General features: G+C 73.1%; 22 protein-coding genes. 5 read left to right on the plus strand and 17 right to left on the minus strand.

Translation table 11 applies throughout. The features are described from left to right. Positions 1 to 10: 10 nt before the first annotated feature. Both AQJ11_RS27745 and AQJ11_RS27750 read right to left on the minus strand, forming a co-directional pair. Complete coding sequence (locus AQJ11_RS27745; protein ID WP_059264879.1) at positions 11 to 2,284, minus strand: bifunctional salicylyl-CoA 5-hydroxylase/oxidoreductase; 2,274 nt, start codon at positions 2,282 to 2,284, stop codon at positions 11 to 13. Between the two features lie 6 nt (positions 2,285 to 2,290). Then, positions 2,291 to 3,118 carry an enoyl-CoA hydratase family protein gene (locus tag AQJ11_RS27750; protein WP_014675593.1) on the minus strand — a complete coding sequence of 276 codons (828 nt, stop codon included), beginning with the start codon at positions 3,116 to 3,118 and terminating at the stop codon, positions 2,291 to 2,293. A 322-nt stretch (positions 3,119 to 3,440) separates the two neighbouring features. Here AQJ11_RS27750 and AQJ11_RS27755 point away from each other — a divergent pair, with 322 nt between their 5' ends. Continuing rightward, positions 3,441 to 3,893, plus strand: coding sequence for an ATP-binding protein (locus AQJ11_RS27755; protein WP_014675592.1), 453 nt, complete (start codon positions 3,441 to 3,443; stop codon positions 3,891 to 3,893). Here the strand turns inward: AQJ11_RS27755 and AQJ11_RS27760 are convergent. The 4 genes from AQJ11_RS27760 to AQJ11_RS27775 all read right to left on the minus strand — a co-directional run bounded on the left by AQJ11_RS27760 (position 3,853) and on the right by AQJ11_RS27775 (position 9,273). After that, on the minus strand, positions 3,853 to 5,298 hold the full coding sequence (locus tag AQJ11_RS27760) for an amino acid permease (RefSeq protein WP_014675591.1): 1,446 nt from the start codon (positions 5,296 to 5,298) through the stop codon (positions 3,853 to 3,855). The two genes, AQJ11_RS27755 and AQJ11_RS27760, sit on opposite strands and share 41 nt — an antisense overlap. Positions 5,299 to 5,408: 110 nt before the next feature. Continuing rightward, positions 5,409 to 6,431, minus strand: coding sequence for an ornithine carbamoyltransferase (gene argF / locus AQJ11_RS27765; protein WP_059264881.1), 1,023 nt, complete (start codon positions 6,429 to 6,431; stop codon positions 5,409 to 5,411). Between the two features lie 89 nt (positions 6,432 to 6,520). After that, entirely contained in the window at positions 6,521 to 7,744 is a 1,224-nt protein-coding gene (locus tag AQJ11_RS27770) for an arginine deiminase (RefSeq protein WP_014675589.1), read from the minus strand. Between the two features lie 167 nt (positions 7,745 to 7,911). Next, positions 7,912 to 9,273 carry an AfsR/SARP family transcriptional regulator gene (locus AQJ11_RS27775; protein ID WP_244218368.1) on the minus strand — a complete coding sequence of 454 codons (1,362 nt, stop codon included), beginning with the start codon at positions 9,271 to 9,273 and terminating at the stop codon, positions 7,912 to 7,914. Between the two features lie 101 nt (positions 9,274 to 9,374). On the opposite strand from AQJ11_RS27775, the gene AQJ11_RS27780 reads away from it, so the two are divergent. After that, the gene (locus AQJ11_RS27780) at positions 9,375 to 10,289 is read left to right on the plus strand and encodes a macro domain-containing protein (protein ID WP_237280972.1); all 915 of its coding nucleotides are present in this window, start codon (positions 9,375 to 9,377) and stop codon (positions 10,287 to 10,289) included. Positions 10,290 to 10,356: 67 nt separating this feature from the next. Here AQJ11_RS27780 and AQJ11_RS27785 read toward each other — a convergent pair whose 3' ends face one another. The 8 genes from AQJ11_RS27785 to AQJ11_RS27820 all read right to left on the minus strand — a co-directional run bounded on the left by AQJ11_RS27785 (position 10,357) and on the right by AQJ11_RS27820 (position 21,125). Next, positions 10,357 to 11,097: a TIR domain-containing protein gene (locus AQJ11_RS27785; protein ID WP_014675586.1), complete on the minus strand. Its 741-nt coding sequence runs from the start codon at positions 11,095 to 11,097 to the stop codon at positions 10,357 to 10,359. Then, entirely contained in the window at positions 11,094 to 12,656 is a 1,563-nt protein-coding gene (locus AQJ11_RS27790) for a hypothetical protein (protein WP_059264883.1), read from the minus strand. Before AQJ11_RS27790 ends, AQJ11_RS27785 begins: the two co-directional genes overlap by 4 nt. 21 nt (positions 12,657 to 12,677) lie before the next feature. Then, entirely contained in the window at positions 12,678 to 13,292 is a 615-nt protein-coding gene (locus tag AQJ11_RS27795; protein WP_059264885.1) for a hypothetical protein, read from the minus strand. Between the two features lie 154 nt (positions 13,293 to 13,446). Then, positions 13,447 to 13,995, minus strand: coding sequence for a DUF5825 family protein (locus AQJ11_RS27800; RefSeq protein ID WP_059264887.1), 549 nt, complete (start codon positions 13,993 to 13,995; stop codon positions 13,447 to 13,449). Further along, the gene (locus AQJ11_RS27805) at positions 13,992 to 15,839 is read right to left on the minus strand and encodes a RiPP maturation radical SAM C-methyltransferase (protein WP_059264890.1); all 1,848 of its coding nucleotides are present in this window, start codon (positions 15,837 to 15,839) and stop codon (positions 13,992 to 13,994) included. The genes AQJ11_RS27800 and AQJ11_RS27805 overlap by 4 nt, the downstream gene beginning before the upstream one ends. Positions 15,840 to 16,080: 241 nt before the next feature. Beyond that, positions 16,081 to 18,648, minus strand: a complete 2,568-nt coding sequence (locus AQJ11_RS27810) for a polynucleotide kinase-phosphatase (RefSeq protein ID WP_059264892.1) — start codon at positions 18,646 to 18,648, stop codon at positions 16,081 to 16,083. Then, positions 18,645 to 20,111, minus strand: a complete 1,467-nt coding sequence (locus AQJ11_RS27815) for a 3' terminal RNA ribose 2'-O-methyltransferase Hen1 (RefSeq protein ID WP_059264894.1) — start codon at positions 20,109 to 20,111, stop codon at positions 18,645 to 18,647. Before AQJ11_RS27815 ends, AQJ11_RS27810 begins: the two co-directional genes overlap by 4 nt. Positions 20,112 to 20,183: 72 nt before the next feature. Beyond that, a complete protein-coding gene (locus AQJ11_RS27820) occupies positions 20,184 to 21,125 on the minus strand; it encodes a hypothetical protein (protein ID WP_059265088.1) in 942 nt (313 codons plus the stop codon). 162 nt (positions 21,126 to 21,287) lie between these two features. On the opposite strand from AQJ11_RS27820, the gene AQJ11_RS27825 reads away from it, so the two are divergent. Both AQJ11_RS27825 and AQJ11_RS27830 read left to right on the plus strand, forming a co-directional pair. After that, positions 21,288 to 22,244, plus strand: a complete 957-nt coding sequence (locus AQJ11_RS27825; protein WP_059264896.1) for a D-alanyl-D-alanine carboxypeptidase family protein — start codon at positions 21,288 to 21,290, stop codon at positions 22,242 to 22,244. A 162-nt stretch (positions 22,245 to 22,406) separates the two neighbouring features. After that, positions 22,407 to 23,051 (plus strand): hypothetical protein, encoded by a 645-nt coding sequence (locus AQJ11_RS27830; protein WP_244218369.1) that lies wholly within the window; start codon positions 22,407 to 22,409, stop codon positions 23,049 to 23,051. Here the strand turns inward: AQJ11_RS27830 and AQJ11_RS27835 are convergent. Further along, positions 23,011 to 23,538 carry a hypothetical protein gene (locus AQJ11_RS27835; protein ID WP_059264898.1) on the minus strand — a complete coding sequence of 176 codons (528 nt, stop codon included), beginning with the start codon at positions 23,536 to 23,538 and terminating at the stop codon, positions 23,011 to 23,013. The two genes, AQJ11_RS27830 and AQJ11_RS27835, sit on opposite strands and share 41 nt — an antisense overlap. A 423-nt stretch (positions 23,539 to 23,961) precedes the next feature. Then, entirely contained in the window at positions 23,962 to 24,885 is a 924-nt protein-coding gene (locus tag AQJ11_RS27840; protein ID WP_059264900.1) for an LLM class F420-dependent oxidoreductase, read from the minus strand. Positions 24,886 to 25,090: 205 nt separating this feature from the next. On the opposite strand from AQJ11_RS27840, the gene AQJ11_RS49955 reads away from it, so the two are divergent. Continuing rightward, a complete protein-coding gene (locus tag AQJ11_RS49955) occupies positions 25,091 to 25,255 on the plus strand; it encodes a hypothetical protein (RefSeq protein ID WP_014675573.1) in 165 nt (54 codons plus the stop codon). A 293-nt stretch (positions 25,256 to 25,548) separates the two neighbouring features. On the opposite strand, the gene AQJ11_RS27845 is transcribed toward AQJ11_RS49955, so the two are convergent. Further along, a complete protein-coding gene (locus AQJ11_RS27845) occupies positions 25,549 to 26,034 on the minus strand; it encodes a DUF6099 family protein (RefSeq protein ID WP_175252292.1) in 486 nt (161 codons plus the stop codon). Positions 26,035 to 26,082: the final 48 nt, after the last annotated feature.

Below are 26,082 nucleotides of genomic sequence, written 5' to 3' on the forward strand. Positions count from 1 at the left end.
CGCTTGACGCCTAGCGGTCGAGGCTGAGGGAGAGCCGGGGGCGTGGGGCGTCCGTGCGGCCGGTGCGCGGGCGCCTGCTGCCCGCACGGTAGGGGGCGGGCCAGAGAGCGCCGGGTCCCTCGTAGCCCTGTTCGGCCGCCGCGTGCAGGGTCCAGTGCGGGTCGTACAGGTGCGGCCGGGCCAGCGCGCACAGGTCGGCGCGGCCCGCCAGGATGAGCGAGTTGACGTCGTCCCACGAGGAGATCGCGCCGACCGCGATCACCGGGACGCGGACCTCCTGCCGGATCCGGTCGGCGAACGGCGTCTGGTACGACCGCCCGAACTCCGGCCGCTCCTCGGCCACCACCTGCCCGGTCGAGACGTCGATGGCGTCGGCGCCGTGCGCGGCGAAGGCGCGGGCGATCTCGACGGCGTCCTCGGCGGTCGTCCCGCCCTCCGCCCAGTCGGTCGCCGAGATCCGGACGGTCATCGGCCGCTCGGCCGGCCACACCGCGCGGACGGCGTCGAAGACCTCCAGCGGGAACCGCAGCCGCTTGTCCAGGGAGCCGCCGTAGGCGTCGGTGCGGTGATTGGTGAGCGGGGAGAGGAAGCCGGAGAGCAGATAGCCGTGGGCGCAGTGCAGTTCGAGCAGGTCGAAGCCGGCCCGGGCGGCCCGCCAGGCGGCTGCCGCGAACTGCTCACGGATGTCGGTGAGCTGGGCGCGGGAGAGCTGGCGCGGGATCTGGCTGCCCGGCTTGTACGGCAGCGGGGAGGGGGCCAGGACGGGCCAGTTGCCGCTGGGCAGCGGCTCGTCGATGCCCTCCCACATCAGCTTCGTGGAGCCCTTGCGGCCGGAGTGCCCGAGCTGTACGCCGATCGCGGCGCCCGGGGCCTGCCGGTGCACGAAGTCGGTGACGCGCCGCCACGCCTCGGCCTGCCGTCCGGTGTAGAGGCCGGCGCAGCCGGGGGTGATCCGGCCCTCCTCGCTGACGCACGCCATCTCGGTCATCACGAGGCCGGCCCCGCCGAGGGCCCGTGCGCCCAGGTGGACGAGGTGGAAGTCGCCGGGGACCCCGTCGGTGGCGGAGTACATGTCCATGGGCGAGACGACGACCCGGTTGCGCAGGGTCAGGCCGCGCAGCCGGAACGGCGTGAACATCGGGGGCGTGCCGGGCGGGCAGCCGAACTCGCGCTCCACGGCCGCGGTGAAGCGGGCGTCGCGCAGCCGGAGGTTGTCGTGGGTGACCCGGCGGCTGCGGGTGAGCAGGTTGAAGGCGAACTGGCGGGGCGGCTGGCCCAGGTACAGCCGCAGGTTCTCGAACCACTCCAGGCTGGCGCGGGCGGCCCGCTGCGTGGAGGCGACGACGGGCTTGCGCTCCTCCTCGTAGGCGGCCAGCGCGCCGGGCACGTCCGGCTGTTCCGTCAGGCAGGCGGCCAGGGCGAGGGCGTCCTCGACGGCGAGCTTGGTGCCGGAGCCGATGGAGAAGTGGGCGGTGTGGGCGGCGTCGCCGAGGAGGACGACGTTGCCGTGCGACCAGCGGTCGTTGACCACGGTACGGAAGGTGGTCCAGGCGGACTTGTCGAAGCGCAGGGGGCGTCCGCCGAGCGCGTCGGCGAAGACCTTGGCGCAGCGTTCGGCGGACTCCTGGGGGGTGAGTGCGTCGTATCCCGCCGCCCGCCAGACCTCCTCGCGCATCTCGATGATGACGGTGGAGGCGCCGGCCCCGTAGGGGTAGCCGTGCAGTTGCATCACGCCGTGTTCGGTCTCGGCGATCTCGAAGCGGAAGGCGTCGAAGGGGAAGTCGGCGGCGAGCCAGATGTAGCGGCAGCGGTGTTCGGTCACCTGGGGGCGGAACACGGGCGAGTAGGTCTCGCGGGTGGTGCTGTGGACACCGTCGGCGGCGATGACGAGGTCGTGGTCCTCCGCGAGCCGGCCGACGGGCGGCGCCTCGGTGGAGAACCGCAGCTCCACGCCCAGGGAGCGGCAGCGTGTGTGCAGGATCTCCAGCAGCCGGTGCCGGCCGAGCGCGGCGAATCCGTGGCCGCCGGAGCGGTGCCGTATGCCGCGGCGCACGATGTCGATGTCGTCCCAGCGCACGAAGTCGCGCCGCAGGGCTTCGTAGACGACGGGGTCGGCGTGTTCGATGCCGCCGAGGGTCTCGTCGGAGAGGACCACGCCGAAACCGAAGGTCTCGTCGGGGGCGTTGCGTTCCCAGACGGTGACGTCGCGGGCGGGGTCGAGGCGTTTGAGCAGGGCGGCGGCGTAGAGGCCGCCGGGGCCTCCGCCGATGATCGCCACGCGCACCGGACCTCACCTCCCCCGCCACTTCGGCGGGCGCTTCTCCGTGAAGGCCGCGTGGAACTCCGCGTAGTCCTCGCCGTTCATCAGCAGGGCCTGGGTGGAGGCGTCCAGTTCCACCGCCGCCGCCAGGGGCATGTCGAGCTCGGCCGTGAGCAGCGCCTTGGTCTGGGCGTGGGCGAGGGCCGGGCCCTCGGCGAGGCGGCGGGCCAGCGCGGCGGCCGTCTCGTCCGCCCGGCCCTCCTCCGCGAGCTCGCTGATCAGGCCGATGCGCTCGGCCTCGGGGGCCCGCACCGGCTCGCCCAGCATCAGCAGGCGGGTGGCGTGGCCGAGGCCGACGACCCGGGGCAGCAGGTAGGCCGCGCCCATGTCGCCGCCGGACAGGCCGACCCGGGTGAAGAGGAAGGCGAAGCGGGCCGAGGGGTCCGCGATCCGGAAGTCGGCCGCGAGGGCGAGGACCGCGCCCGCGCCGGCCGCCACGCCGTGCACCGCCGCGATCACGGGGAACGGGCATTCGCGGATCGCCCGGACGACCTGGCCGGTCATCCGGTTGAAGTCGAGCAGCTCGGCCGTGTCCATGGCCAGCGTGGCGCCGATGATCTCGTCCACGTCGCCGCCGGAGCAGAAGCCGCGGCCCTCGCCGGCCAGGACCAGGGCGCGCACCGAGCGCTCCCGGGACAGCTCGGCGAGCAGGTCGCGCAGGTCGGCGTAGGCGCCGAAGGTGAGCGCGTTGAGCTTGTCGGGGCGGGCGAGGGTGACGGTGGCCACCCCGTCGGCGATCCCGACCCGCAGGTGGGCCCAGTCGGCGGTGCGGGGGGCGGAGCCGGTGAAGGGACTCATGACGTGCGGCCTCCTAGCGCGGCGGTGCCGTACGTTGCTCTACCCCATGAAGTTATCACCTGTTTGTGACTGTCGTCACCGGGGCGCGACATCGGCATCGCTTGCCTGCCGGCACGCCTGTCGCGGTTGGCCGGATCCCGTCGCATCGGTCACCGGTTGTCGACAGCGCCGTAACAGTGCTGACGCGCGGGCGAGGCGGGCCGTTCACCTGGGTAGGCCGCCTGGTGCCGGGGCCCGGGGAGGTCCCGGACGAAGCCCGGCGACGGCCTTGGATGGCCGGGCCCGTACCATTCGTACAGTCGAAAGCAGGACAGCCTGCTCCATGAACGGACTCGCCTTGCACGAACGCCCCGCCGAATCGGCCTCCTGGCGCATCGCGCTGCCGCACACCGCAGCGGCGGTGCCCGTGGCGCGTGCCCTGGTGCGCACGGCCCTCACCGAGGTGGAGCACGTGGCCGACTGCGACACGGCGGAGCTGCTCACGGCCGAGCTGGTGGCCAACGCGGTGGAGCACACCGCCGGGCGCGGCCCGATAGAGCTGGTGGTGGAGCTGGCGCCGACCGGTTGCCAGGTCGAGGTGCACGACCCGGACCCGGCGCCGCCCGGGCACCTGACCCGGCCGGTGATCGAGGAGCCCGACGTCTGGCAGGAGGGCGGGCGCGGGCTGCTGCTGATCCGCGCCCTCAGCTCGTCCTGCGGGCACCGCCCCACCCCGTCGGGCAAGGCGGTGTGGTTCAGACTGCCTGTGATTCCCGCTCAGCGCCGGCCGGCGTGACCTCGGCGGCCGGCCGCGCCAGCGTGGAGTGCCGGCGGCCGTAGACGCCGTAGACCAGCAGGCCCACCGCGAGGAACACGGCGAACTGGAGCCAGGTCCGCCAGCCCGTCTCGTACATCAGGTACAGGCAGAAGGCGACGCCGAGCAGCGGGGCCACCGGGTACAGCGGCACCCGGAAGCTGCGGGCGAGGCCCGGTTCGCGGCGGCGCAGGGCGATCACCACGATGTTGACGACGGCCATGATGGCGAGCGTGCCGATGGTGCACAGGTTCATCACGGCGTCCAGGGAGGCGAAGGCCGCCGGGAGCGCGAAGACGACCGCGACGATCAGGGTGCCGGCGACCGGGGTGGAGGTCTTCGGGCTGACCTTCTCGAAGACCCGCGGGATCAGGCCGTCCCGGGACATCGACATCAGGATGCGGGTCTGGCCGTACATCACGGCGAGGACCACGGAGGCGATGGCGACGACCGCGCCGAAGGCGATGACACCGCCGCCGACGGTGGAGCCGGTGACCTCGTTGACGACGTAGGAGAGGGCCGCGGGGTGCCCGGCGACCCGGTCGCCGCCGATGGCGCCGATCGCCGCGAGCGCGACCGCGCAGTACAGCAGGGTCACGAGACCCATGCACACCATGATCGCGACCGGGACGTCCCGGCGGGGGTTCTTCGCCTCCTCGCCGGCGGTGGTGATCGCGTCGAAGCCGATGTAGGAGAAGAACGCGGCGGTGGTGCCCGCGCCGATGCCGCCGAGGCCGGCCGGGGAGAACGGCGTGAGGTTGCCGTCCTTGAAGGCGCTGTAGCCGATGGCGCAGAAGGCGAGGAGGATCGCGAGCTTCACGGCGGCCATGGCCGCGGTGGCCCGGGCGCTCTCGCGCACCCCGCGCACCAGCAGCACCGAGGCCATGGCGATGACGAGCACGGCGGGGAGGTTGACGAGGCCGCCGTCGCCGGGGCCGGCGGACAGGGCGGCCGGGAGCTGGAGGCCGGTGAGGCTGTGCAGCAGTTCGTTGACGTACTCGCTCCAGCCGACCGCGACGGCCGAGATGGAGATGCCGTACTCCAGCAGCAGGCACCAGCCGACCAGGAAGGCGGTGGACTCGCCGAGGCCCGCGTAGGCGAAGGAGTACGAGGAGCCGGAGACCGGGATGGCGCCGCCCAGCTCGGCGAAGGAGAAGGCGGTGAAGACGCAGGTCAGCGCGGCGAGGACGAAGGAGACGACCACGGCGGGACCGGCCTGGGCGACGGAGTCGGAGAGGCCGACGAAGATGCCGGTGCCGACGATGGCGCCGACCCCGAAGCAGATGAGCTGGAAGAGGCCCATGGTGCGCTTCAGGCCGTGTCCCTCGCGGTCGGCTCCGGATTCGGCGACGAGCAGGTGCGGGGACTTGATGCGGGGAGCGGGCATGCGGGTGGTGCTCGTTTCTGGTGGTGCGGGCGCCCGGCGTAGGGGCGCGGCGTCGGCCCCGAGAAGGGGTGGCTCGGGCCGCCGGTCAGGATAAGGCCTGGTGAGGCGGGTCAGGCAAGGACGTCCCGGCCGAGGGTGGCGACCAGCACCGCCTTGATGGTGTGCAGGCGGTTCTCGGCCTCGTCGAAGACGATTGAGTGGGCGGACTCGAAGACCTCGTCCGTCACCTCCAGCGACGCCAGGCCGTGGGTCTCGTGGATCCGCTGCCCCACGGTGGTGCCGAGGTCGTGGAAGGCCGGCAGGCAGTGCAGGAACTTCACGTCCGGGTTGCCGGTGGCGTGGAGCACGTCCATGGTCACGGCGTAGGGGGCGAGGGCGGTGATCCGCTCGTCCCACACCTCCTTGGGCTCGCCCATGGAGACCCAGACGTCGGTGGCGACGAAGTCCGCGCCCCGGACGCCCTCGGCGATGTCCTCGGTGAGGGTGACGCGGGCACCGCTGGTCTCGGCGAGCGCGCGGGCGCGCTCGACGACCTCCGGGGCGGGCCAGTAGGACTTCGGGGCGACGATCCGTACGTCCATGCCGAGCAGGGCGCCGGTGACCAGGTAGGAGTTGCCCATGTTGAAGCGGGCGTCGCCGAGGTAGGCGATGGCGATCTTCCGCAGCGGCTTGGCGCTGTGCTCGGTCATGGTGAGCACGTCGGCGAGCATCTGGGTGGGGTGCCAGTCGTCGGTGAGGCCGTTGTAGACGGGCACGCCGGCGTACGCGGCCATCTCCTCGATCTTGGCCTGGCTGTCGCCCCGGTACTCGATGCCGTCGAACATCCGGCCCAGCACGCGCGCGGTGTCCTTGACCGACTCCTTGTGCCCGATCTGCGAGCCCGAGGGGTCGAGGTAGGTCGTGTGGGCGCCCTGGTCGGCGGCGGCGACCTCGAACGCGCAGCGGGTGCGCGTCGAGGTCTTCTCGAAGATCAGCGCGATGTTCCTGCCCCGCAGGTACGGGGTCTCGGTCCCGGCCTTCTTGGCGGCCTTCAGCTCGGCGGCCAGCTCGACCAGACCGCGGAACTCCTCCTCGGTGAAGTCGAGCTCCTTGAGGAAGTGGCGGCCGGCGAGGGCGGTCGGGACTGTCGCCATGGGGGGCGCTCCAGATGTACGACTACAGGGGACTCTGGAAGTCTATACGACCCTTCACATTTCTATGCGGCCCACCGTGCCGTGCGGTCTCATACGGGGTCCCGCTCCACCGGACAGCTCATGCACCGGGGGCCGCCCCGGCCCCGGCCCAGCTCGCTGCCCGGGATCTCGATCACCTCGATGCCCTGCTTGCGCAGATGGGTGTTGGTGGTGGAGTTGCGCTCGTAGGCGACGACGACCCCGGGCTCGACGGCGAGGACGTTGCAGCCGTCGTCCCACTGCTCGCGTTCGGCCGCGTGCACGTCCTGGGTGGCGGTCAGCACCCGGATCTCACCGAGGCCGAGCGCGGCGGCGATCGCGCGGTGCATGTGCTCCGGCGGATGGTCGGTGACCTTCAGCTCGCGTTCGCCGACGCCCGGTTCGATGGTGTACGACCGGAGCATGCCGAGGCCGGCGTACTGGGTGAAGGTGTCGCCGTCGACCATGGTCATCACCGTGTCCAGGTGCATGAAGGCGCGCCGCTTGGGCATGTCGAGCGCGACGATCGTGCGTGCGGAACCGGCCGCGAACAGCTTGTGCGCCAGCATCTCCACGGCCTGCGCCGTGGTGCGCTCGCTCATGCCGATCAGCACGGCGCCGTTGCCGATCACCAGCACGTCGCCGCCCTCGATGGTGGAGGGGTAGTCCGCCTGCCCCCGGGACCACACGTGGAACGTTTCGTCACGGAACAGCGGGTGGTGGCGGTAGATCGCCTCGAAGTGGACGGTCTCCCGTTGCCGGGCGGGCCAGCGCATGGCGTTGATGGAGACGCCGTCGTAGATCCACGCCGAGGTGTCGCGGGTGAAGAGGTGGTTGGGCAGCGGGCGGAGCAGGAAGTCGTCCAGCTCCATGACGTGGAAGCGGACCGAAGCCGGTTCCGCGTGCTCCGCCAGGAACTCCCGCTTGGTCATGCCGCCGACCAGGGCCTCGGCCAGCTCGCCCGGGGTCATCCCGTCGAAGGCGGCGCGCAGGTGGTCGGTGGCGAGGGGGCCGTACTCCTTCTCGTCGAAGACCCGGTCCAGGACGAGCGCGCGGGCCTCGGGGAGCGCCAGGGTCTCGGCGAGCAGGTCCCCGAAGAGGTGCACCTCGACCCCCCGGTCGCGCAGTACGTCGGCGAAGCCGTCGTGCTCGGCGCGCGCCCGGCGCACCCACAGCACGTCGTCGAAGAGCAGGGCGTCCTTGTTGCTGGGGGTGAGCCTCTTGAGCTCCAGATCCGGCCGGTGCAGGATGACGCGGCGCAGCCGCCCGGCCTCGGAGTCGACATGGAATCCCATGCCTCCATCCTGACCACCGGGGCCCCGCTTCACCCTCTGCTCGGCGGTTTCCACGCCCGCCGGTTTCCGCGCCCGGTGACGGCCGGCCCTCCGGCGGAAGCGTTCCGGAAGCGGGCGGTGACTGTCGGTGGAAGCGGCTGGGGAGCTTAGCTGGGGGTGTGAACAGCTCAGAGCGTGCCAGTGGGCGGGAGTACCGGGCTCCGCTCGTCCGCGTCGCGCAGGAACGCCTCGGCCGCCGAGAGGTCGGTGCGCCCCAGTTCCTCGTCCCGGACGACGATCCGCAGCTCGGGGCAGACGGCCGGGTCCTGGCGCAGGCTCTCGGTGAAGGTCTCGACGATCAGCGAGAGCAGCTGGGTGTGGTCGAGTTCGACGATGCGGGACAGGCCGGCGCCGATGAGCGGTATCGCCACCGGCCGGAACAGGCCGTGCTGGGCGACCGACGGCCACAGGCGTTCCAGGCTCAGCCGCAGGTCGGCCGGGGCGGACCGGGCGCGCAGGTCGTTGCCCAGCCGGGAGTAGGCGAGGGCGAAGACCCGGCGGTTGCCGACCGGGACCGGTACGGCCGTGCCGATCGGGTAGCGGGTGCGCCGGCCGCGCGGCTTGGCCCGGACGCTCTCGGTGGCCAGCGGGGTGACCTCCCTGAGCCCGCGGCGCAGATGGTCGTCCAGCAGCCGGTGCCGGCCCGCGAAGAGGCGGTCGACGAGCTGTCCCTGCACGCTCTCCCGGCTGATGACGATGTCGTCGGTGGAGGTGTCGAAGGTGTCGGAGAACCCCACGACCAGGTTGGCGTCCTCCTGGTCGAACAGGTCGCCGCGCACCACGACGACGTCGACCCGCAGCCCGCGCAGGGTGTGGCGCAGCAGTTCGTCGCCGTGCCGCTCACGCAGCCGGGCGTTCAGACGGGCGAGGGCGGCGGCGGCCTCCGGGTCGTCCGGGCGTTCCCGGGCGGTCTGCTCGGCCACCGGCAGGGCGAGGTCGTAGCGGCCCAGCGCGGTGTGGCCGGCGATCAGCTCCCGCAGCGCGGTCTCCCTGAGCTGGGTCAGCCGCCGGACCGGGGCGCGCGCGAACTCCTCGTCCCGCACCTCGGTCAGCGGCCGGCCGCGCCACAGTCGCAGGGCGTCGGTGAGCAGCCGGACGGCGGAGGCCGGTGCCGCGCGCAGCGCGTCGCCCACCAGGCGGGTGAACGCGGCGCTGTCCAGCTCGTCGTCGGCGAGGTCGAGCCGGTAGGTGCTCTCGGCGCCGCGCGCGGTCGGCAGCCGGCCGGTGCGCACGATCCGGGCGCCGTGTCCGGGGCCGGCCCGGTCGAACGCGCGCCGCAGCTCCAGGATCCGTTTCTGCACCTCGTTGCGGTTGCGCAGGTCCTGGTGCGGCAGCTCCACGGCCGGCTGCCAGACGTCCTCGTACAGCCGGCGCGCGGTGACGGCCTCGCCGTCGGCGGCGACCAGCCGGAGCAGCAGCCGGGCGGTGAGCGGGGTGAGGCGCACGGCGGCGCCGTTCACGTCCAGCCGGACGGGGCCCAGAACGCTCACCCGTATGCACGGTGCACGGGTCTGCACGCGCCTCGCCCCCTCCGCCGCGTGACGTCCCGTCAACAGTGCCGTCAGCGTACCAAGGTGCCCTGGAGGGAAGCATGCGGTTGACCGGTCCCCGCCCTTCGCCCCGGCCCGGGTGGCCGCGGCTGCTGCGGTCGTGGCGCGAACGGCGGGTGTTCACCGGCAGCGTGCTGGCGGCCTTCGGCGGGGTGTCGGCCGTCGTGCAGTTCGCCGGCCAGCTCTTCCCGGGCGCCGTGTCCCGGCCCGGACTGGTGCTGGCCGGCTCGGTCGCCCTGTGCCTGGCCTGGGGGCTCGTCCGGGCGCGTCCGCAGGCCGCCGTACGGCAGGAGTTCACCCGTCCCGGGATGACGGTGGTGGTCGAGGAGGGCGACCTCTTCGACCAGCCCGGCCAGCTCGTGGTGGGGTTCACCGACACGTTCGACACCGTCGTGGACGACGGTGTCGTCATCAACGACGCCAGCGTGCAGGGGCAGTTGCTCGCCCGCCGCTACGCCGGGGACGCCCGGCGGCTGGACGCGGAACTGGCCGCCGCGCTGGCGGGGGTGACCCCGGTGGCGTGGGAGAGCGCGCGGGACAAGCCGCGGGGCAAGCGCGCCCGGTACCCGGTGGGCACGGTCGCCGTCCTCGGCACCCGGCCCGACCTGGTCTTCGCCGTCGCCTACAGCCGGATGGGCAACGACTGCGTCGCCTCCTCCAAGGTCCAGGACCTGTGGCTCGGCCTGGACCGGCTGTGGGACGCCGTGCACCGGCACGGCCAGCTCGAACGCCTCACCATGCCGTTGACCGGCGCGGGCCTGGCCCGGCTGCACGACCTGGACGAGGACAGCCTGCTGCGGCTGATCCTGCTGTCCTTCGTCGTGCACTCCTGGGAGCGGCCGGTCTGCCGCGAACTGCACGTGGTGGTCCGCCCCGGTGAGCTGGGGCGGATCGACCTGCCGGAGACCGGCGCCTTCCTGGCCGGCCTGGCGGCGGGCGCCCGGCGCCATGTCTGACGCCGGGCGCCGGGGCGGTACGGGCCCGTCCCCCGATCGTGGACGACCACCGGGCCCGTACCGCGGCTCAGCGGGCCGGCGGTGCCGCCCGCCCGGTGCGGCCGTACGCCGTCAGATGGCGGTACGGCCAGGTCTGGAGCCAGTCGGAGCGGGTGTCGTCGACCGCGCAGCCCGCCAGCTTCAGCCGCTCGGCGATCTTGCGCAGGGCGGTCTCCGTGCCGTCGAACCGGATGACGTTGCGGCCGGCGATGTCGGCGATCGGGCGCAGCTCTCCGACCTCCACCATCAGGGTGCGCTCCGGGTAGGCCATCAGCACCATGCCCAGCTCGATGAGCACGTTGGGCCGGGGCTGGCCGGTGGGCTCGGTCTCGTACGGCGGTTCGTTGCGGCCGCGCAGGTCGGGGTGGAGCTGGGCGACGTCGTCCGGGGTGAGCAGCACGAGGGCCGCCTGCGCCAGCTCGGGGGCCCCGGCGACGACCTCGCCGAGGAACGGCGCCGTCTTGCCGGTGGCGTTGACCAGGGCCTCCCACTCCAGCGGACGCAGATCGAGCAGGCGCAGCAGGTCGAACATCCGCAGCCGCACCTCCTCGTCCCGCCCGTGGACGACGAAGACGTTGCGGCGGCGGTCCGGCGCGGGGCCTTCCTGGTCCGGCCCGGTGTCGCGGGCGGCGGCGGGCGGGGCGCCGTAGTAGTTCTGCGTGCCCGAGTTGGTGGTGTTGTTGTTCCCGGTGACGAAGCTGTTGTGGCGCCCGAAGTCGTTCCGGCTCCCGTAGTCGCTGCTGTTGCCGCCCGTGGAGGTGTGCGTCATGCGGATCCCGCCCCCTGACCGCCGCCCGGGCCGCCGAAGTTCTGCGTGCCCGAGTTGGTGGTGTTGTTGTCGCCGTGCACGAAGCTGTTGTTGTGCCCGTAGTTGTTGAGGATGTTCGTCTGGCGGGCCTCGTGCTCCGTGAGGTCCACGTTGTGCTCGTACAGGAAGTCACGGACGACGTGGAGGAACTGGCGCTCCACGATCTGCGTGTACTTGATGGTGTCGGTCTCCTGGAAGAAGACGTGGAAGTGGGGGCTGGTCGCCATCTCCCGGACGCTGGTGACCGCCCCGCGGTTGAGCAGGGCGTCCGCGTAGCGGCCGAGGCCGAACTCGCTGGTGTCGGCCGGCTGCGGCACCCGGATCCGCTCCTTGGTCCACGGCAGCCGCGGGAGCACCTGGGCACCCGCCGCCTTGGCGGCGGCCGACCGGACCGTGGAGTGGGGCGTGCCGCGCAGGGTGTGCCAGGCCAGCTTGAGCAGCAGCCGCTCGTCCAGGGCGGCGGGGAGCCGGTCCACCAGCTGGAAGCTCGCCCGGATCGGCGCCAGCACGTACGAGTAGAACTCGGTGTGCAGGGTGTTCCCCTTGAGGTCGAAGCCCACGAACGCCGTGGTGACCAGCTCCTGGTCCCAGGACCCCACCCGGATGCACAGGTAGTTGCGTCCGGTGTCGTGGACGTCCCGCCAGTCGCCGTCGAGCTGCTCGGGGGTCGGCTCCGCCACCCCCCGGAGCGTCGTGACGGCCGTGGTGAAGGTGCTGCGCTCGACGGCGAGGCCCTCGATCCGCTGCGCCGGGCGGGCCTGGGCGCGCAGCCGGGCGGTCATCCGGTCGGCGACGTAGGCGGTCAGCTCCTCGACGGTGAAGGGGACGACCTCCTTGCGCTTGGGTTCCTGGCCGGTGGCGCCGGGTGCCGCGGCGGGGCCCGCGCCGGGCCGGCCGTCGAACACCCCGAGCGGTGCGCCGATGAGCAGTTCCGCGTTGGACCAGCGGCGCACCGGCGTGCCCGCGCCGACGAACGGCTTGTAGCCGCCGTAGCGGACCACCGTGCCGTCCGAGGTCTGCTCCCGCCTGATCTTGTCGACCAGTTGCGGGGTCAGCTCCGGGTGCTCGGGGTACGCGCCGTCGAACCCCTGGCCGGCCTGCGGGGCGAGCCGGCGCGTCAGCGTCTGGAGGGTGACGACCCGCCGCAGGAAGGCGGTGACCCACAGCAGCCACAGCACGGCCAGCAGCGCGGTGAACCCGCTCAGCGCGCCGGTGACCATGAGGACGAACGTGAGGGCGGCGCCCGCGGCGAACACGGCCAGCCGGATGCGCTGGAGCCGGCGGGCCGCCAGGGCGTGCGCGAGCACGGGCACCGCGTCGTACCCGTACGACGGGGCCACCACCCGGTACCGGTGGGTCAGCAACTCGCGGATGACACCGGCGCGGTAGACCGGGTCGAGGTAGGTGCCCGCGCACAGCAGCCGGGTGGCGTTGCTCGTCGCGTCCGCGACGGGACGGCCCACGGCCGGCCGGTCCGGTTCCGGCGACGGAGCGGGCACGGTGAGGAAGTCACTCGCCATTGTCTTCTCGCTCCGCTCTGCTCAGCCGGTGGGGTTCATGGAGGCGTCGGTGATGACACCGTCGACCACGGTGTACCGGCCGCTGTACGACTTCTGCGTGCCGTCGGTCTGCCGGGCGAGGAGATCCACCCAGACCGTCTCGTCCTGGACGGACCGGATGGTGACGTAGTCCTGCTCGGTGGTGGCGAAGCCCGACACGAAGGAGCTGTAGGACGCGTCGAGGTTCTTGCCGCCCAGGTCCCAGGCGGTCTGGAAGTCGTGTTCGTTGATGGCCTCGAAGAAACGCGTCACCGTGCCCGAGGGGCTGTCGGCCGCCTCGGGGGTCTCGGTGCCGGCCGGGCTGGAAGCGGTGTCCGCGGGGGCGGCGCTGCCGGTGGACGGCTGGGTCGGCGTCCCGTACGCCGTGGCGACGCCCGGCGCCGGTGTGTCCGGGGACGACGGGTCGTAACCGCCGGAGTAGCCGTCCGAGTAGCTGCCGGAGGAGCCGCCGGAGTAGCCGTCGTCCTCCGAGCCCAGGTGGGGCACGATGCCCATGAGCAGGATCAGCAGAAAGGGGACACCACCGATGAGCAGTGCGTACGTCCGCTCCCTACCGCCGGCGGGTAAGAGGGTCGGCGGCTCGTAGGTGTGGTTCATGGGTCCTCGCAACTCCCGGCAGACGGCCGGGACCTCGCTCGTTCCGTCGGTATGACGACAGTCACTCTGCCCGACATCCGTCGGGCGGGCGCCGGTTTCGCGCTTCCGATGCGCTTCCGATCCCGACACGCGGGCGAATGGGCCGGACAGGTGTTCAGATCGCGGTGCAGGGCACCGGCCACTGCCGGATGCGCGGGGGCAGGGCCACGGCCCAGCCCCCGCCGGCGAGCACCAGCCGCTCGGCCGTGAGCAGTCCCAGCGCCTCCCGCCCGGTCGCGTCCAGCTCGGCGACGGGCGTGGGCTCCAGCAGCCGGAGGAACGTGGCGTGCAGCGCGGGGTGGTCCAGGGTCAGGCGGACGGCCGTGCCCCGCTCCCTGCGGTCCAGGACGGTGACGAAGTCCGGGCCGCGCCGGTGGTAGAGGGTGCCGTGGGCGTGACCGGCCCGCCAGGACGCCAACACGCCCGGTTCGCCAGGCAGTTCGACGGGCGGCGGGAGGTGGTGCAGCAGGCGGGGGTCGTACGGCGGTGTGCCCGTCGCCCGCCAGCTCACGCCGAGGCCCAGGCCCTGGCACTCGCGCAGGAACCGCACCGCCTCCGCCGTCGCACGGCCGGTGCCGCTCAGGTCCAGGGGCCCGGCGGCTTCGACCCGGCGCCCGGTGCGCCGGTGCGCAACGGTGCCGGGCAGCCCGCCCGGCCCGCTCATCCGGCCCCCTCGGGCAGCCGGACCGGCGCGCCCCAGGTCGGCAGGGAGACGTACGTGGCGCCGTCGCGGAACAGCAGGCCCAGCGAGAACGCGTGGTCGACCCATGCCTCCAGGGCCCGCGCCGGCACCGCGTGGCCGTCGGTGGCCAGCAGGCGGCGCAGCGCGGGAACGGTCCGGCCGTCCTCCAGCCGGCGCAGGGCCGCGGCCCGCCAGCCGGTGAAGCGGTGGGTGGCGGGCGGGCGGCCGTACCGGCGGTCGTGCACCAGCAGCTCGGCGCCGTCCTCCTCGAACAGCAGCCGGGAGTCCGCGTGCCCGGCCCGCCAGGCGGCCACCGCCTCCTTCAGCCGCCGCTCCACCGGGCCGCCGATGCCCGCGGGCTCGGTGTCGAACAGGTAGACCAGATCGGCGAGTTCGCCCTCGGGCAGGTCGTAGACGTGCTGGTACATCGCGGCCGGGCGGCGCTCGCCGAAGCCGAGGCCGGGGTCGGTGAAGTGCGGGCTGAACCGTTCGAGCTGGATGCGGTGGGCGCCGCTCGGCGGCTGGAGGTGGACCAGCGCGGGCAACTGGTCGATGACGGGCGCGTAGTCGTCCGCGGTCTCGCCGGGGAAGCCGTACAGCAGGTTCCAGGAGCAGGTCAGGGCGTGGTTCTCGCACTCGCGCAGGGTGCGGACGTTACGGGCGCCGGTGACGCCCTTGTCCATGAGGTCCAGGACGCGGCTGCCCAGGCTCTCGATGCCGGGCTGGATGTGCACGGTGCCGGAGGCGCTAAGGAGTGCGAGCTGGTCGCGGGTGAGGTTCGACTTGACCTCGTAGTGCAGCCGCAGGTCCCAGCCGCTCTCGGTCACGCGGGGCAGGAAGTCGCGGAAGTAGGCCATGTCGATGATGTTGTCGACGGTGACCACGTCGAGGACGCGGTGGCGGCGCACCAGCCGGTCGATCTCCGTCCACAGCCGCTTCCCCGGCTTGGCGCGGAAGGCCATGGCCGTGCCGTTCAGCCCGCAGAAGGCACAGTGGTGCTTCTCGCCCCACCAGCAGCCCCGGGCTCCCTCGACGACGAGCTTCGGATGGATGTGCTCCTGGACCGGGGAGGCGTCCAGGGCGGCCTGCCACTGGTCGTAGTCGGGCGAGGGTATGTCGGCCGGGGCCACGGTCCGCCGGGATTCCGTGTTGGCCCGCGACACCGTGCCGTCCCACCAGCACAGTCCGGGGACGTCCGCCGGGGCGGTCCGGGCGTCCAGGTGGCGCAGGAGCGCGGGGAAGGCGTACTCGGCCTCGCCGCGGACCACGTGGTCGACGAAGGGGTGGTTGCGGTGCAGGGCGTGCCCCATCGGGCCGTCGCAGTTGCTGCCGCCGAGGACGACCGTCACCTCGGGGCGCCTCCGCTTGAGTGCGCGGGCGAGCGCGAGGGACGGCACGTTCTGCATGAAGGTGCTGGTGAACCCGACCACGTCCGGTCCGGCCGCCAGGATCTCGGCGGCGCAGGCGTCGATGAAGCCGGCCGCGTGCGGGCGCATCGCGAGGGCCGTGTCGAGGGGGACGTCCCGGTCGGCCGCGTACTCCTTCAGCCGGGCCTCGCCCCAGCCGGGATCGTCGTACAGGACGCCGGAGAAGACCCAGTCGCCGAGGCCGTGGAAGATGGCGTCGCTGCCGACCGCGACGTAGTCGCCCGGGGTGAGCCGGCCGCCGGAGCGCTCCAGCAGGAACTCCGCCCAGCGCAGCGAGCCGTGGAACTCGCTCACCTCGTCGCCGGGGCGGGCCCGCCGCACGATCTCCTGGAGCAGGCCCAGTTGCAGCGAGGGCAGGTCGAGCGGGTGCCACGGCATCGTGACCAGGTGGACGCGCATGCTCAGCGGGTCGGCCGCTTCTCCAGGATCGCCGGCCGGCGGGTGGTGCTCCCCTGGTCCTCGCGGACCACGGTCTTCTTGATCTCCATGCTCGCCACTCCCCTCATGGCACGCCAACGCCCTTGCGCCGCACGGCTGTCCACCATATGGACAGGTGTGTGCGCGGCACAAGGGCGTCGTGCGACCGGCGCGCCGGGAAGACGTGCGCCGGCGCCGGCGAGGCAGGCGTGCCCGGCGGCGCCTACAGCCGCGGGTCCACCGGCTCCGACTCCAGTGCCAGCACGCCGAACACCGCCTCGTGCACCCGCCACAGCGGCTCCCCGCCAGCCAGCCGGTCCAGGGCCTCCAGGCCGAGGGCGTACTCGCGCAGCGCCAGGGACCGCTTGTGGTTCAGGAAGCGCCGCCGCAGCCGGGCCAGGTTGTCCGGCCGGGTGTACTCGGGACCGTAGATGATCCGCAGGTACTCGCGGCCCCGGCACTTGATGCCGGGCTGCACCAGCCGCCCCTCGGAGGTGCGGACCAGTGCGCCGACCGGCTTGACGACCATGCCCTCGCCGCCCCGGCCGGTCATCTCCAGCCACCAGTCGACGCCCGCGCGGACCGACTCCGGGTCGCCGGTGTCGACGTACAGCCGCCGGGTGGTCTGGAGCAGTCCGGTGCCGTCGTGCTCCACCAGCCGGTCGATCAGGGCCAGTTGCTCGTCGTGCGGGAGCGCGGCGAGGCTGCGGCCCTGGACGGCCAGGAGCTGGAAGGGGGCCAGCCGGACCCCGTCCAGTCCGTCGGTGGTCCAGCAGTAGCGGCGGTAGGCGGCGGTGAACGCCTGGGCGTCCGCGGCGCGTTCGCGCTGCCGGGTGAGCAGGCCGCCCACGTCGGCACCGCGCGCCGCCGCGGCCTCCAGGGCGGCGAGCGCGCCCGGGAACACCGCGCCGGACGCGGCGCCGACGGCCGCGTACTGGCCGCGCAGCAGCCCCGTGGCCTTCAGCGACCACGGCATCAGCTCGGCGTCCAGCAGCAGCCAGTCCGTGTCGAGTTCGTCCCACAGACCAGCGTCGCCGATCGCCGAGCGCAGCCGGCCGAGGATCTCCTCGGTCGCCTCCGCGTCGTCGAAGAACGGCCGCCCGGTGCGGGTGTAGAGCGAACCCGTGGGGCCTTCCGCACCGAACCGCTTGCGTGCCGTCTCCGCGTCCCGGCAGACCAGGGCCACCGCCCGCGAGCCCATGTGCTTCTCCTCGCACACCACCCGCGCGACGCCGTCCCGCGCGTACTGCGCGAACGCCTCCTCGGGGTGCTCCAGGTAGTGTCCATCAGCGGCTCCGCCGCGGGCCTCGATCCGTGAAGTGGCCGTCGGCGCCATGGTCGGCGGCAGGTACGGCAGCAGGCGCGGGTCGGTCGCGAAGCGGCTCATGACCTCAAGGGCCGCCGCCGCGTTCTCCTCGCGGACGGCCACCCTGCCCGCGTGCCGGGTCTCCACGGCCCGGCGGCCGTACACGTCCGCCAGGTCCAGCGGCCGGCCGTCGTGGCCGCCGGGCGCCTCGGTGCGCAGCGGCTTCGCCGGCTCGTACCAGACCCGCTCGGCCGGTACGTCGACCAGCTCGCGCTCCGGCCAGCGCAGCGCGGTCAGCTTGCCGCCGAAGACGGCACCGGTGTCCAGGCAGATGGTGTTGTTGAGCCAGGTGGCCTCGGGCACGGGTGTGTGGCCGTAGACCACCGCGGCCCGGCCCCGGTAGTCCTCCGCCCACGGGTAGCGCACCGGCAGCCCGAACTCGTCGGTCTCGCCGGTGGTCTCCCCGTACAGGGCGTGCGAGCGGACCCGGCCGGAGGTGCGGCCGTGGTACTTCTCCGGCAGGCCGGCGTGGCAGACCACGAGCCGGCCGCCGTCCAGGACGTAGTGGCTGACCAGTCCGTCGATGAACTCCCGCACCTCGGCCCGGAACTCCTCGCTCTCGCCCTCCATCTGCGCGATGGTCTCGGCGAGCCCGTGGGTGGGCTGGACCCTGCGGCCCTTGAGGTGGCGGCCGTACTTGTTCTCGTGGTTGCCGGGGACGCAGAGGGCGTTGCCGGACTTCACCATGGACATCACCCGGCGCAGCACGCCGGGGCTGTCCGGGCCGCGGTCGACCAGGTCGCCGACGAACACGGCGGTACGGCCCTGCGGGTGCACCCCGTCCACGTAGCCCAGCTCGGCGAGCAGCGCCTCCAGTTCGGCGGAGCAGCCGTGGATGTCGCCGACGATGTCGAACGGGCCGGTGAGGTGGGTCAGGTCGTTGTAGCGCTTCTCGGTGACGACGGTGGCGTTCTCCACCTCCCGCACCCCGCGCAGGACGTGCACCTTGCGGAAGCCCTCGCGCTCCAGGTGGCGCAGCGAGCGGCGCAGTTCGCGGATGTGCCGCTGGATCACCCGGCGGGGCATGTCGGCGCGGTCGGTGCGGGCCGCGTTGCGCTCGGCGCACACCTCTTCCGGCACGTCCAGCACGATGGCGATGGGCAGCACGTCGTACCGCTTGGCCAGGTCGATCAGCTGACGCCGGCCGTCCTGCTGCACGCTGGTGGCGTCGACGACGGTGCGGCGGCCGGCGGCCAGCCGCTTGCCGGCTATGTAGTGCAGGACGTCGAAGGCGTCCCGGCTGGCGCTCTGGTCGTTCTCGTCGTCGGCGACCAGACCGCGGCAGAAGTCGGAGGAGATCACCTCGGTGGGCTTGAAGTGCCGCCGGGCGAAGGTGGACTTGCCGGAGCCGGAGGCGCCGACGAGGACGACGAGGGACAGGTCGGTGACGGGGAGTTCCCGTCCGGGCTCGCGGGTCCCGGTCATGCGGCCTTCGCCTCCTTCTCGGTGTCGGCGCGGTGGAACACGGCCATCTGGGTGGGTGGGCCGACCTCGGGGTCGTCCGGGCCGACGGGGACGAACCCGACGTCGTAGCCGTGGTGTCCGGCCACGGTCGCCGCCCAGGCGCGGAATTCCTCGCGGGTCCACTCGAAGCGGTGGTCGCCGTGCCGGGCGTGTCCGGCGGGCAGGCTCTCCCAGCGGACGTTGTACTCGACGTTCGGGGTGGTCACGACGACCGTGCGCGGGCGCGCGTGCCCGAACACGGCGTACTCCAGGGCGGGCAGCCGGGGCAGGTCGAGGTGTTCGATCACCTCGCTGAGCACGGCGGCGTCGTACCCCTTGAGCCGGTTGTCGGTGTAGGCGAGGGAGCCCTGGACGAGCCTGACACGGGCCGCCTGCCGCTCCCCCATCCGGTCGAGCCCGATCCGCCGCGCCGCGATGGCCAGGGCCCGTACGGACACGTCGACGCCGACGATCTCGGTGAACCGGGTGTCCTTGAGCAGCGCCCGCACCAACTGGCCCTGACCGCAGCCGAGGTCGAGGACGCGCGCGGCACCGGACGCGTGCAGCGCGGTGAGGATCGCCGCCCGGCGCTGCTCGGCGAGCGGGGTCGGCTTCTCCTCCGCCTCGGTCTCCTGCGCGACGGCGTTGTCGATGTCCTCGACCTCGCTGTCGTCGGCCTCGGCCAGCCGCACCAGCTCCAGCCGCTCGCGCGCCTGCCGGGTCAGCGACCAGCGCCGGGACAGATAGCGGCTGGTGATCAGCTGCTGCTCCGGGTGGCCGGCCAGCCAGCCCTCACCGGCGCGCAGCAGTTTGTCGACCTCGTCGGCGGAGACCCAGTAGTGCTTGGCGTCGTCCAGCACCGGCAGCAGGACGTACAGGTGGCGCAGCGCCTCGGCGAGGGTCAGCCGGTCCGACTCCAGCACGAGCCGGACGTACCGCGAGTCGCCCCATTCCGGGAACGCGGTGTCGAGCGGGACGGGGTCGGCGGTGACCGTCCAGCCGAGCGGTGCGAACAGCCGGCGTACGAGGCCGGCTCCGCCGCGGGCGGGCAGCGCCGGGACCTCGACGCGCAGCGGCAGCGGGGCCGCCGCCCGCTCCGGGCGGGCGTTGCACACCCCGCGCAGGGCGCTGGAGAAGACGGTGCTCAGCGCGACCGCGAGGAGGGAGGAGGCCGCGTAGGGGCGGTCGTTGACGTACTGCGCGAGGGCCGCGTCGGGGGCGCCGCCGCGGCCCTTGCCCTTGCCCCGGCGGACCAGCGCGAGCGTGTCGGTCTCCAGCAGCAGGGCGGCCGTGCAGCGTTCGGCGTCCGCCTCGGGGTAGAAGACGTGCGCGGTGCCGTACGACGTGGAGAACGCCTGCGCCTTGTCGGGGTGCTTGTGCAGCAGGTACCCCAGGTCGGTGGCCGGGTTCCCGGCCGTGCCGGTGGTGGAGATCGTCACGAACATGCTGTCGAGTCTCCCTGGCCGGAACCCCGCCGACCACAGGTTTTCCGCGTGGCTGCGGCCGGGCCCGCCCGCTCAGGACTCGGCGTCGACGATCTTCCGCGCCTTCGCCATGGCCCGCCGGTCGTCGGCGCGTCGTGCGTCCAGCGCCTTCTTGTTCTTGCTGATGGCGCTCTTCTGCGCGCGGCTCTCGACGGCGTGCACGGCCTGGATGAAGCCGGTGTCGAGCTTGCACCGGGCGTCCGCGGCGGCGGTCTTCTTCTCCTTCTCCGACGGCTCGTCACCGCGGAACCAGTCGGAGTCGGTGGACGCCTGGTCCGGGTCGGAGTAGCGGAAGCCCTTGTCCTTCATGCAGTCCGACCACGCGCGCTCGGCCTTCTTCCACGCGGGGTCCTTCCGCGCTTGCTTGTGCGCCTGGTACCAGTACTGCGCGGGGAGCGAGTAGTAGCCGCTGAGCCGCACGCCGCCGATCTTCGTCGGCTTGGGCTCGGGGCCGTAGATCTTCCGGACCGCCTCGCCCATGCACCCCTTCGCGGGAATGGGGTGGCCGTGCGACCGGTGGCTGTCGCCGGACTCGAACGTGCCGGTGAGGGCCGCGTACTGGTCGGCGGGCCACTCCATGGGCTGGTCGTCGGACTCGTCCCGCACCGCGTTGTGGTAGCCGTGCTCGGCCGCCAGGTCGGGGTCGTCCACGCCGTACGGGCTGTCGTCCCCGACCTTGCTGCCGCCCGCGAGGGTGCCCTGCCGCACCGGGTAGGTCGACTCGACGGTCCTGATGTCGAGCGACGTGAAACCGGTGAACCCGAGCCGGACCATGCACCGCTTGGCGAGGATCCACTGTGCCGTGCCGACGGCCTTGCCGTCACGGGACGTCGCGTCCGGTATGTAGGCGTTCAGCGGGAACGCCTTCATGGTGTTGAGGCGGCGGGCCTCGTCGCCGGGGTCGTCGTCACCGATGAACTGGCACGCCGACAGGGCGAGCAGGCCGGTGAGAGCAAGGGGGAGGATTCTGCGCACGCGGCCATACGACCAGGCACGGATCATGTGCGCTGTGATGGAAGCCACAGTTCCGGCACACGGTGTTCACAGGAGACCCATGTGACATCCATTACGGCCGCCCCGGCCCCCCGTCTGATGGAGTGAGCCCTCGTCAACTGACCACTGACAGAAGGGGGAACCATGACCAACGGCCAGGGAACCCGGGTACGCAGCAGAGCCGCCGTCGCCGTGGCGGCCGGTGCCGTCCTCGGTGCGGGCGTCCTCGCGACCGCTCCCGCCCAGGCGGCCACGGCGCCGGCCGCGGCCTCCGCCCAGCGCGCCGCCGCCGCGGCGCCGCAGGTGTCGGCGCAGGGCGCGTACGCCATGAACCCGGCGACCGGCAAGCAGCTCTTCGGCAAGGCGCCGGACGGACGGCTGCGGACCGGCTCCACGACGAAGATCATGACCGCGCTCGTGGTGCTGTCGCAGCGGAACGTGGACCTCGGGAAGAAGGTGAAGATCAAGAGGGAGTACACCGACTACGTCATCGACCCGGTGACGCACGTCCAGCGCTATTCGAGCGCCAATCTGATCCTCGGCGACTCGATGAAGACGGGCGACCTGCTGTACGGCCTGCTGCTGCCGTCGGGCTGCGACGCGGCCTACGCGCTCGCGGACACCTACGGCACGGGCTCGACGACGGCCCAGCGGACCAAGTCGTTCATCGGCAAGATGAACGCCAAGGCGCGCGAACTCGGCCTGAAGAACACCCACTTCGACTCCTTCGACGGGGTGTCCAACGGGAAGAACTACTCCTCGCCGCGCGACCTGGCCAAGCTGGCCGGGGTCGCGCTGAAGAACAAGACGTTCAAGAAGGTCGTCGGCACGAAGGTCTACGACGACATGCAGTCGTACCGGCCCGGCGGCGGAACGCACGCCATGAAGCCGTGGAGCAACTCGAACAAGCTCCTCGCCTCCTACCGGGGCGCGTTCGGCGTGAAGACCGGCTCCGGTCCGGAGGCGAAGTTCTGCCTGGTGTTCGCGGCCACCCGTGGTTCGAGGACGGTCGTGGGCTCGATTCTCGCGGACACGTCGGCGGACCAGCGCTTCAAGGACGCGGCGAAGATCCTGGACCACGGCTTCGCCCAGCGCGGCTGAGCCGGCCCGGGGGGATCCACGGGTCCCCCCGGCACCCCGGCCGGGTCAGGTCCGACCGGGCCGCGCGGGCAACCCTTCCGGCACGAGAGCCCTCTCACCGGGCGGACAGACCGGGCAGGGACAGTCCGGGCAGGGGCCGTGAAGGGGGGACGCACCGTGCGCGTGACCGAATGGAGGGGCGGACGGCGGGCGTGGGCGCCGGCCGCGCTGGGACTGCTCGCGCTGCTGACGGTGTCCTGCGACACCGGCGCGCGGCGGCCGGCGTCCGCCGCGCGCCCGACCGCACCGGCCCGGGTCGCCGCCTACGACGCCGGCTGGCGGACCGGCAGGGAAATCCTCGACTCCGGCGGCAAGGGCGCGGCGGTCCGCGAAGTGGTCTGGGGCGGCTGTGTGCGGCGCTCGCTCACGGCCCGGCCACGGGAGGTCGTGGACCGCGACCGCGGTGCCTGGGTGCTCGGCTGCCGCCACGGGGTCGCGGGCGCACCGCACCGGCGTCCCGCCCGTCCCCTGACCCGCCGCGAGCCGGATCCCGGCCTCCTGGCCGACTTCCGCTCCTGGGCCGCGCGGCACGGCGCGAAGGACTCCGCGTCGAGGGCGACCCGGGTCGTCCTGGTCCACCTCGGCGACCGCGACTACGACGTCGAACTGACCGGTGCCTACGACGCCGGCGACCGCGCGGCGGGCGCGGCGGACCTGGCCGACGCGTTCGCCGAGTGGTGGGACGGCGACGACGGGGAGACCGGCGTCGCCTGGAATCTGCTCCTCCTCACACCGGACGGCGAGCGTCTTGTGACCCGGGATCTGTGACCGGCCCGTCCGGCTCCGGCCGGCGCTCGGACATCGCTCCGGCGAGGACGCCGAGGGTCACGGCGGCGAGGCCGAGACCGACGACAGCGGTGTTGAGCCAGAAGTAGCCGGGGCTGCTGGGCCGGGTGCTGCCGTCGGCCAGGACGCAGTCGAAGCGGAGCGGCACCCAGGAGGCCTGCTGGCCGACGAGCACACCGGGCGGGAAGTCGTCGCGGCACTCGTGCGCCGGTGTGGAGTCCGCGCCGGAGGAGGACTCGTGCACGGAGAGCGCGACCGATCCCGCGCCCAGGAAGTAGAGGACCACCGCGGCCCAGCCCGCCATCCACGCCGACCAGCGCACGAGGTCCAGCCGCCAGTGCGGGCGCCTGCCGGGCATCGCCACGGACAGGAGCTTGACGATGACGGCGATCACCCAGGCGGGGATCGCGAGAACGGCCGGGAAGAGCAGGAAGCCGAAGAGGATGCCGAGCGGTGAGTCGTCGTCCATCGGCTGATCCCAGCAGGACCGCTCCCCCCGGACCATGACGGAAGCCACAGCTCCGGTCACAGCCTCGTCACAGGGGGGTGGGGGCTGGCAACGAGGCCGGAACCCGGGGCGGGTAGGGCGGGTGCCCGGGAAGGGGGGACCGATGAGCGGGGACCAATGGCCTGCCCCCGGACGGGCGGACCGCTCGCCGGAACCCGGGACGGGTGGACCGACGGGCTGGACCCGTGAGCCGAGCACCCCGCGGGGGCGGACCGCTGGCCGGGACCCGGGGCCCGGGGCGGGTGGCCGATGGACCGAACCCGTGGGCCAGGGGCGGCGGGCTGGGCGCCGAGAGCACGCGGCCGGGGCCCCGGAGGCGGCCCCAGGCGAGGTCCCGGGGCCCGTAGGCGTGGACCCCGGGACCAGGGTTGGCCCGCCGGGTGGTTACGACAGCTGGGACTGGACCTGGCTGGAGATCAGCTCCAGGTGGTCCAGGTCGCCGAGGTCCAGCACCTGGAGGTAGATCCGCTGGGAACCGATCTCGGCGTACCGGCCGATCTTGTCGACGACCTCCGCCGGGGAACCGGCCAGCCCGTTGGCCTTCAGCTCGTCCACCTCACGGCCGATCGCGGCGGCGCGCCGGGCCACCTCCTGGTCGTCCTTGCCGACGCAGACGACGAGCGCGTTGGAGTACGTCAGGTCGTCCGCGTCGCGGCCCGCCTCCACCGCGGCGGCCCGCACCCGGCCGAACTGCCGCTCACTGTCCTCGATCGAGGCGAACGGGATGTTGAACTCGTCGGCGTACCGGGCGGCGAGCCGCGGGGTCCGGGTCGCCCCGTGGCCGCCGATCAGCACCGGGACCTTCTTCTGGGCGGGCTTGGGCAGCGCCGGCGATTCGGTGAGGTCGTAGAACGTGCCGTGGAAGTCGAAGGTCTTGCCGGCCTCGGTCGCCCACAGCCCGGTGACGATCGCGAGCTGCTCCTCCAGCCGCGCGAACTTCTCCTTCGGGAAGGGGATGCCGTACGCCTTGTGCTCCTCCTCGAACCAGCCCGCGCCCAGGCCGAGTTCGACCCGGCCGCCGGACATCTGGTCGACCTGGGCGACCTGGATGGCGAGCACCCCGGGCAGGCGGAAGGTGCCGGCGGTCATCAGCGTGCCGAGGCGGATGCGCTTGGTCTCGCGGGCGAGGCCGGCCAGGGTGATCCAGGCGTCCGTCGGGCCGGGAAGTCCGTCCACGCTGCCCATGCGCAGGTAGTGGTCGGAACGGAAGAAGGCGTCGAAGCCCAGGTCCTCGGTGGCCTTGGCCACGGCGAGCAGGGTGTCGTAGGTGGCCCCCTGCTGGGGCTCGGTGAAGATTCGAAGGTCCATACATCTATCCTGCACGGCGCCGCCCGCGTCAACCGCGCCGGGACCGTCCGGTACGGCTGTCCCCGGTCGGGTGAAATTCCTCCACCCCGCGCGCGGGCCTCGCTCCGGGCCAGTGACCGGCCCCGGTGATGATCGTTGGGCCGTCGGAGCCGGACCGTCCGGCGCCCGCGCCGGCCCCGGCGGGCCGGGGGCCGAGGAGGCTGTCATGTCCGAAGAGTCCGTTCCCCAGCAGGGCGGCCCCGCCGGCCGGCCGAAGGGGTTGCTGGAGCAGATGGAGGAGCTGATGGCGGCCCTGAACGCGGACCTGTCGGCCCTGGCGGACCTCCAGGCCGGGGGGCCGGCGCCGGGCGCGGCCGACGAGACGGAATGAGGCGGCCGGCTGGGGCGGCACGCGGGGTGCCGACTCGGCGCGCCGACCGCCACGAGCACTGAACCACGCGCACAGCCGGGGCCGACGAGCGGACCGGACCGATCCCAGCCGGGCAGCCCCGTCCTGAGCCGGGCCCAGTCGACGGCGCCCCGCCGCATCCCGCACCGAACGGCCGCCCACGCGCACCACACCACCCGCCGCTCGCGCACGGCCGTAACCCGGACGCGGGCCGAACCGAACGCGTCCACCCGCTCCCACCATCCCTGCCGTGCCGCCCCGCGAGGGAACCCCGCTCACACGCCCGACGGGCTGTCCTGGATGTCGCCCGGCAGTACCTCCTCCCGGGCCGCCAGCTTGCGCAGCATCTCCAGGACGCGGTCGCGGGACTCGTCGGCGGCGTCGATCGCCTCCATGCACTGCCAGTACGTCGTCTCGTCGGCCGCGGCGCTGGCCATGCCGACCAGGGCTATGCCGACCTCGCCGAGCAGCCCGCCGAGGCAGAGCAGCGTCTCGCGGGCGTCGTCCAGCTTCGTGAGCTGGGCGGCGCGCAGGTCGCCGGGGTCGAGTTCGGGCGGGTCCAGGACTCCGCAGCCCCGGCCCGCCAGCTCCGTCAGTCCCAGCGCCTCGCCGCGCAGTTCCGGCGGGCCCGAGACCGCGAGACGGCTCCCGATCGCCTGCGCCAGGGCCTGCGCCTGCCAGACCTCCGCCATCATCTCCGCCGTGTCGGCGCCACCCGCCAGGGCCCGCCTGCTCGTGAGAATGAGCCGTACCGCATCCATAAGGTGCCCCCGTCCCTCCGCCGCGTCACCTCGCACGGCTGCCCGAAC

The sequence above is a fragment of the Streptomyces corchorusii genome (assembly GCF_001514055.1).
Lineage (GTDB): Bacteria > Actinomycetota > Actinomycetes > Streptomycetales > Streptomycetaceae > Streptomyces > Streptomyces olivaceoviridis.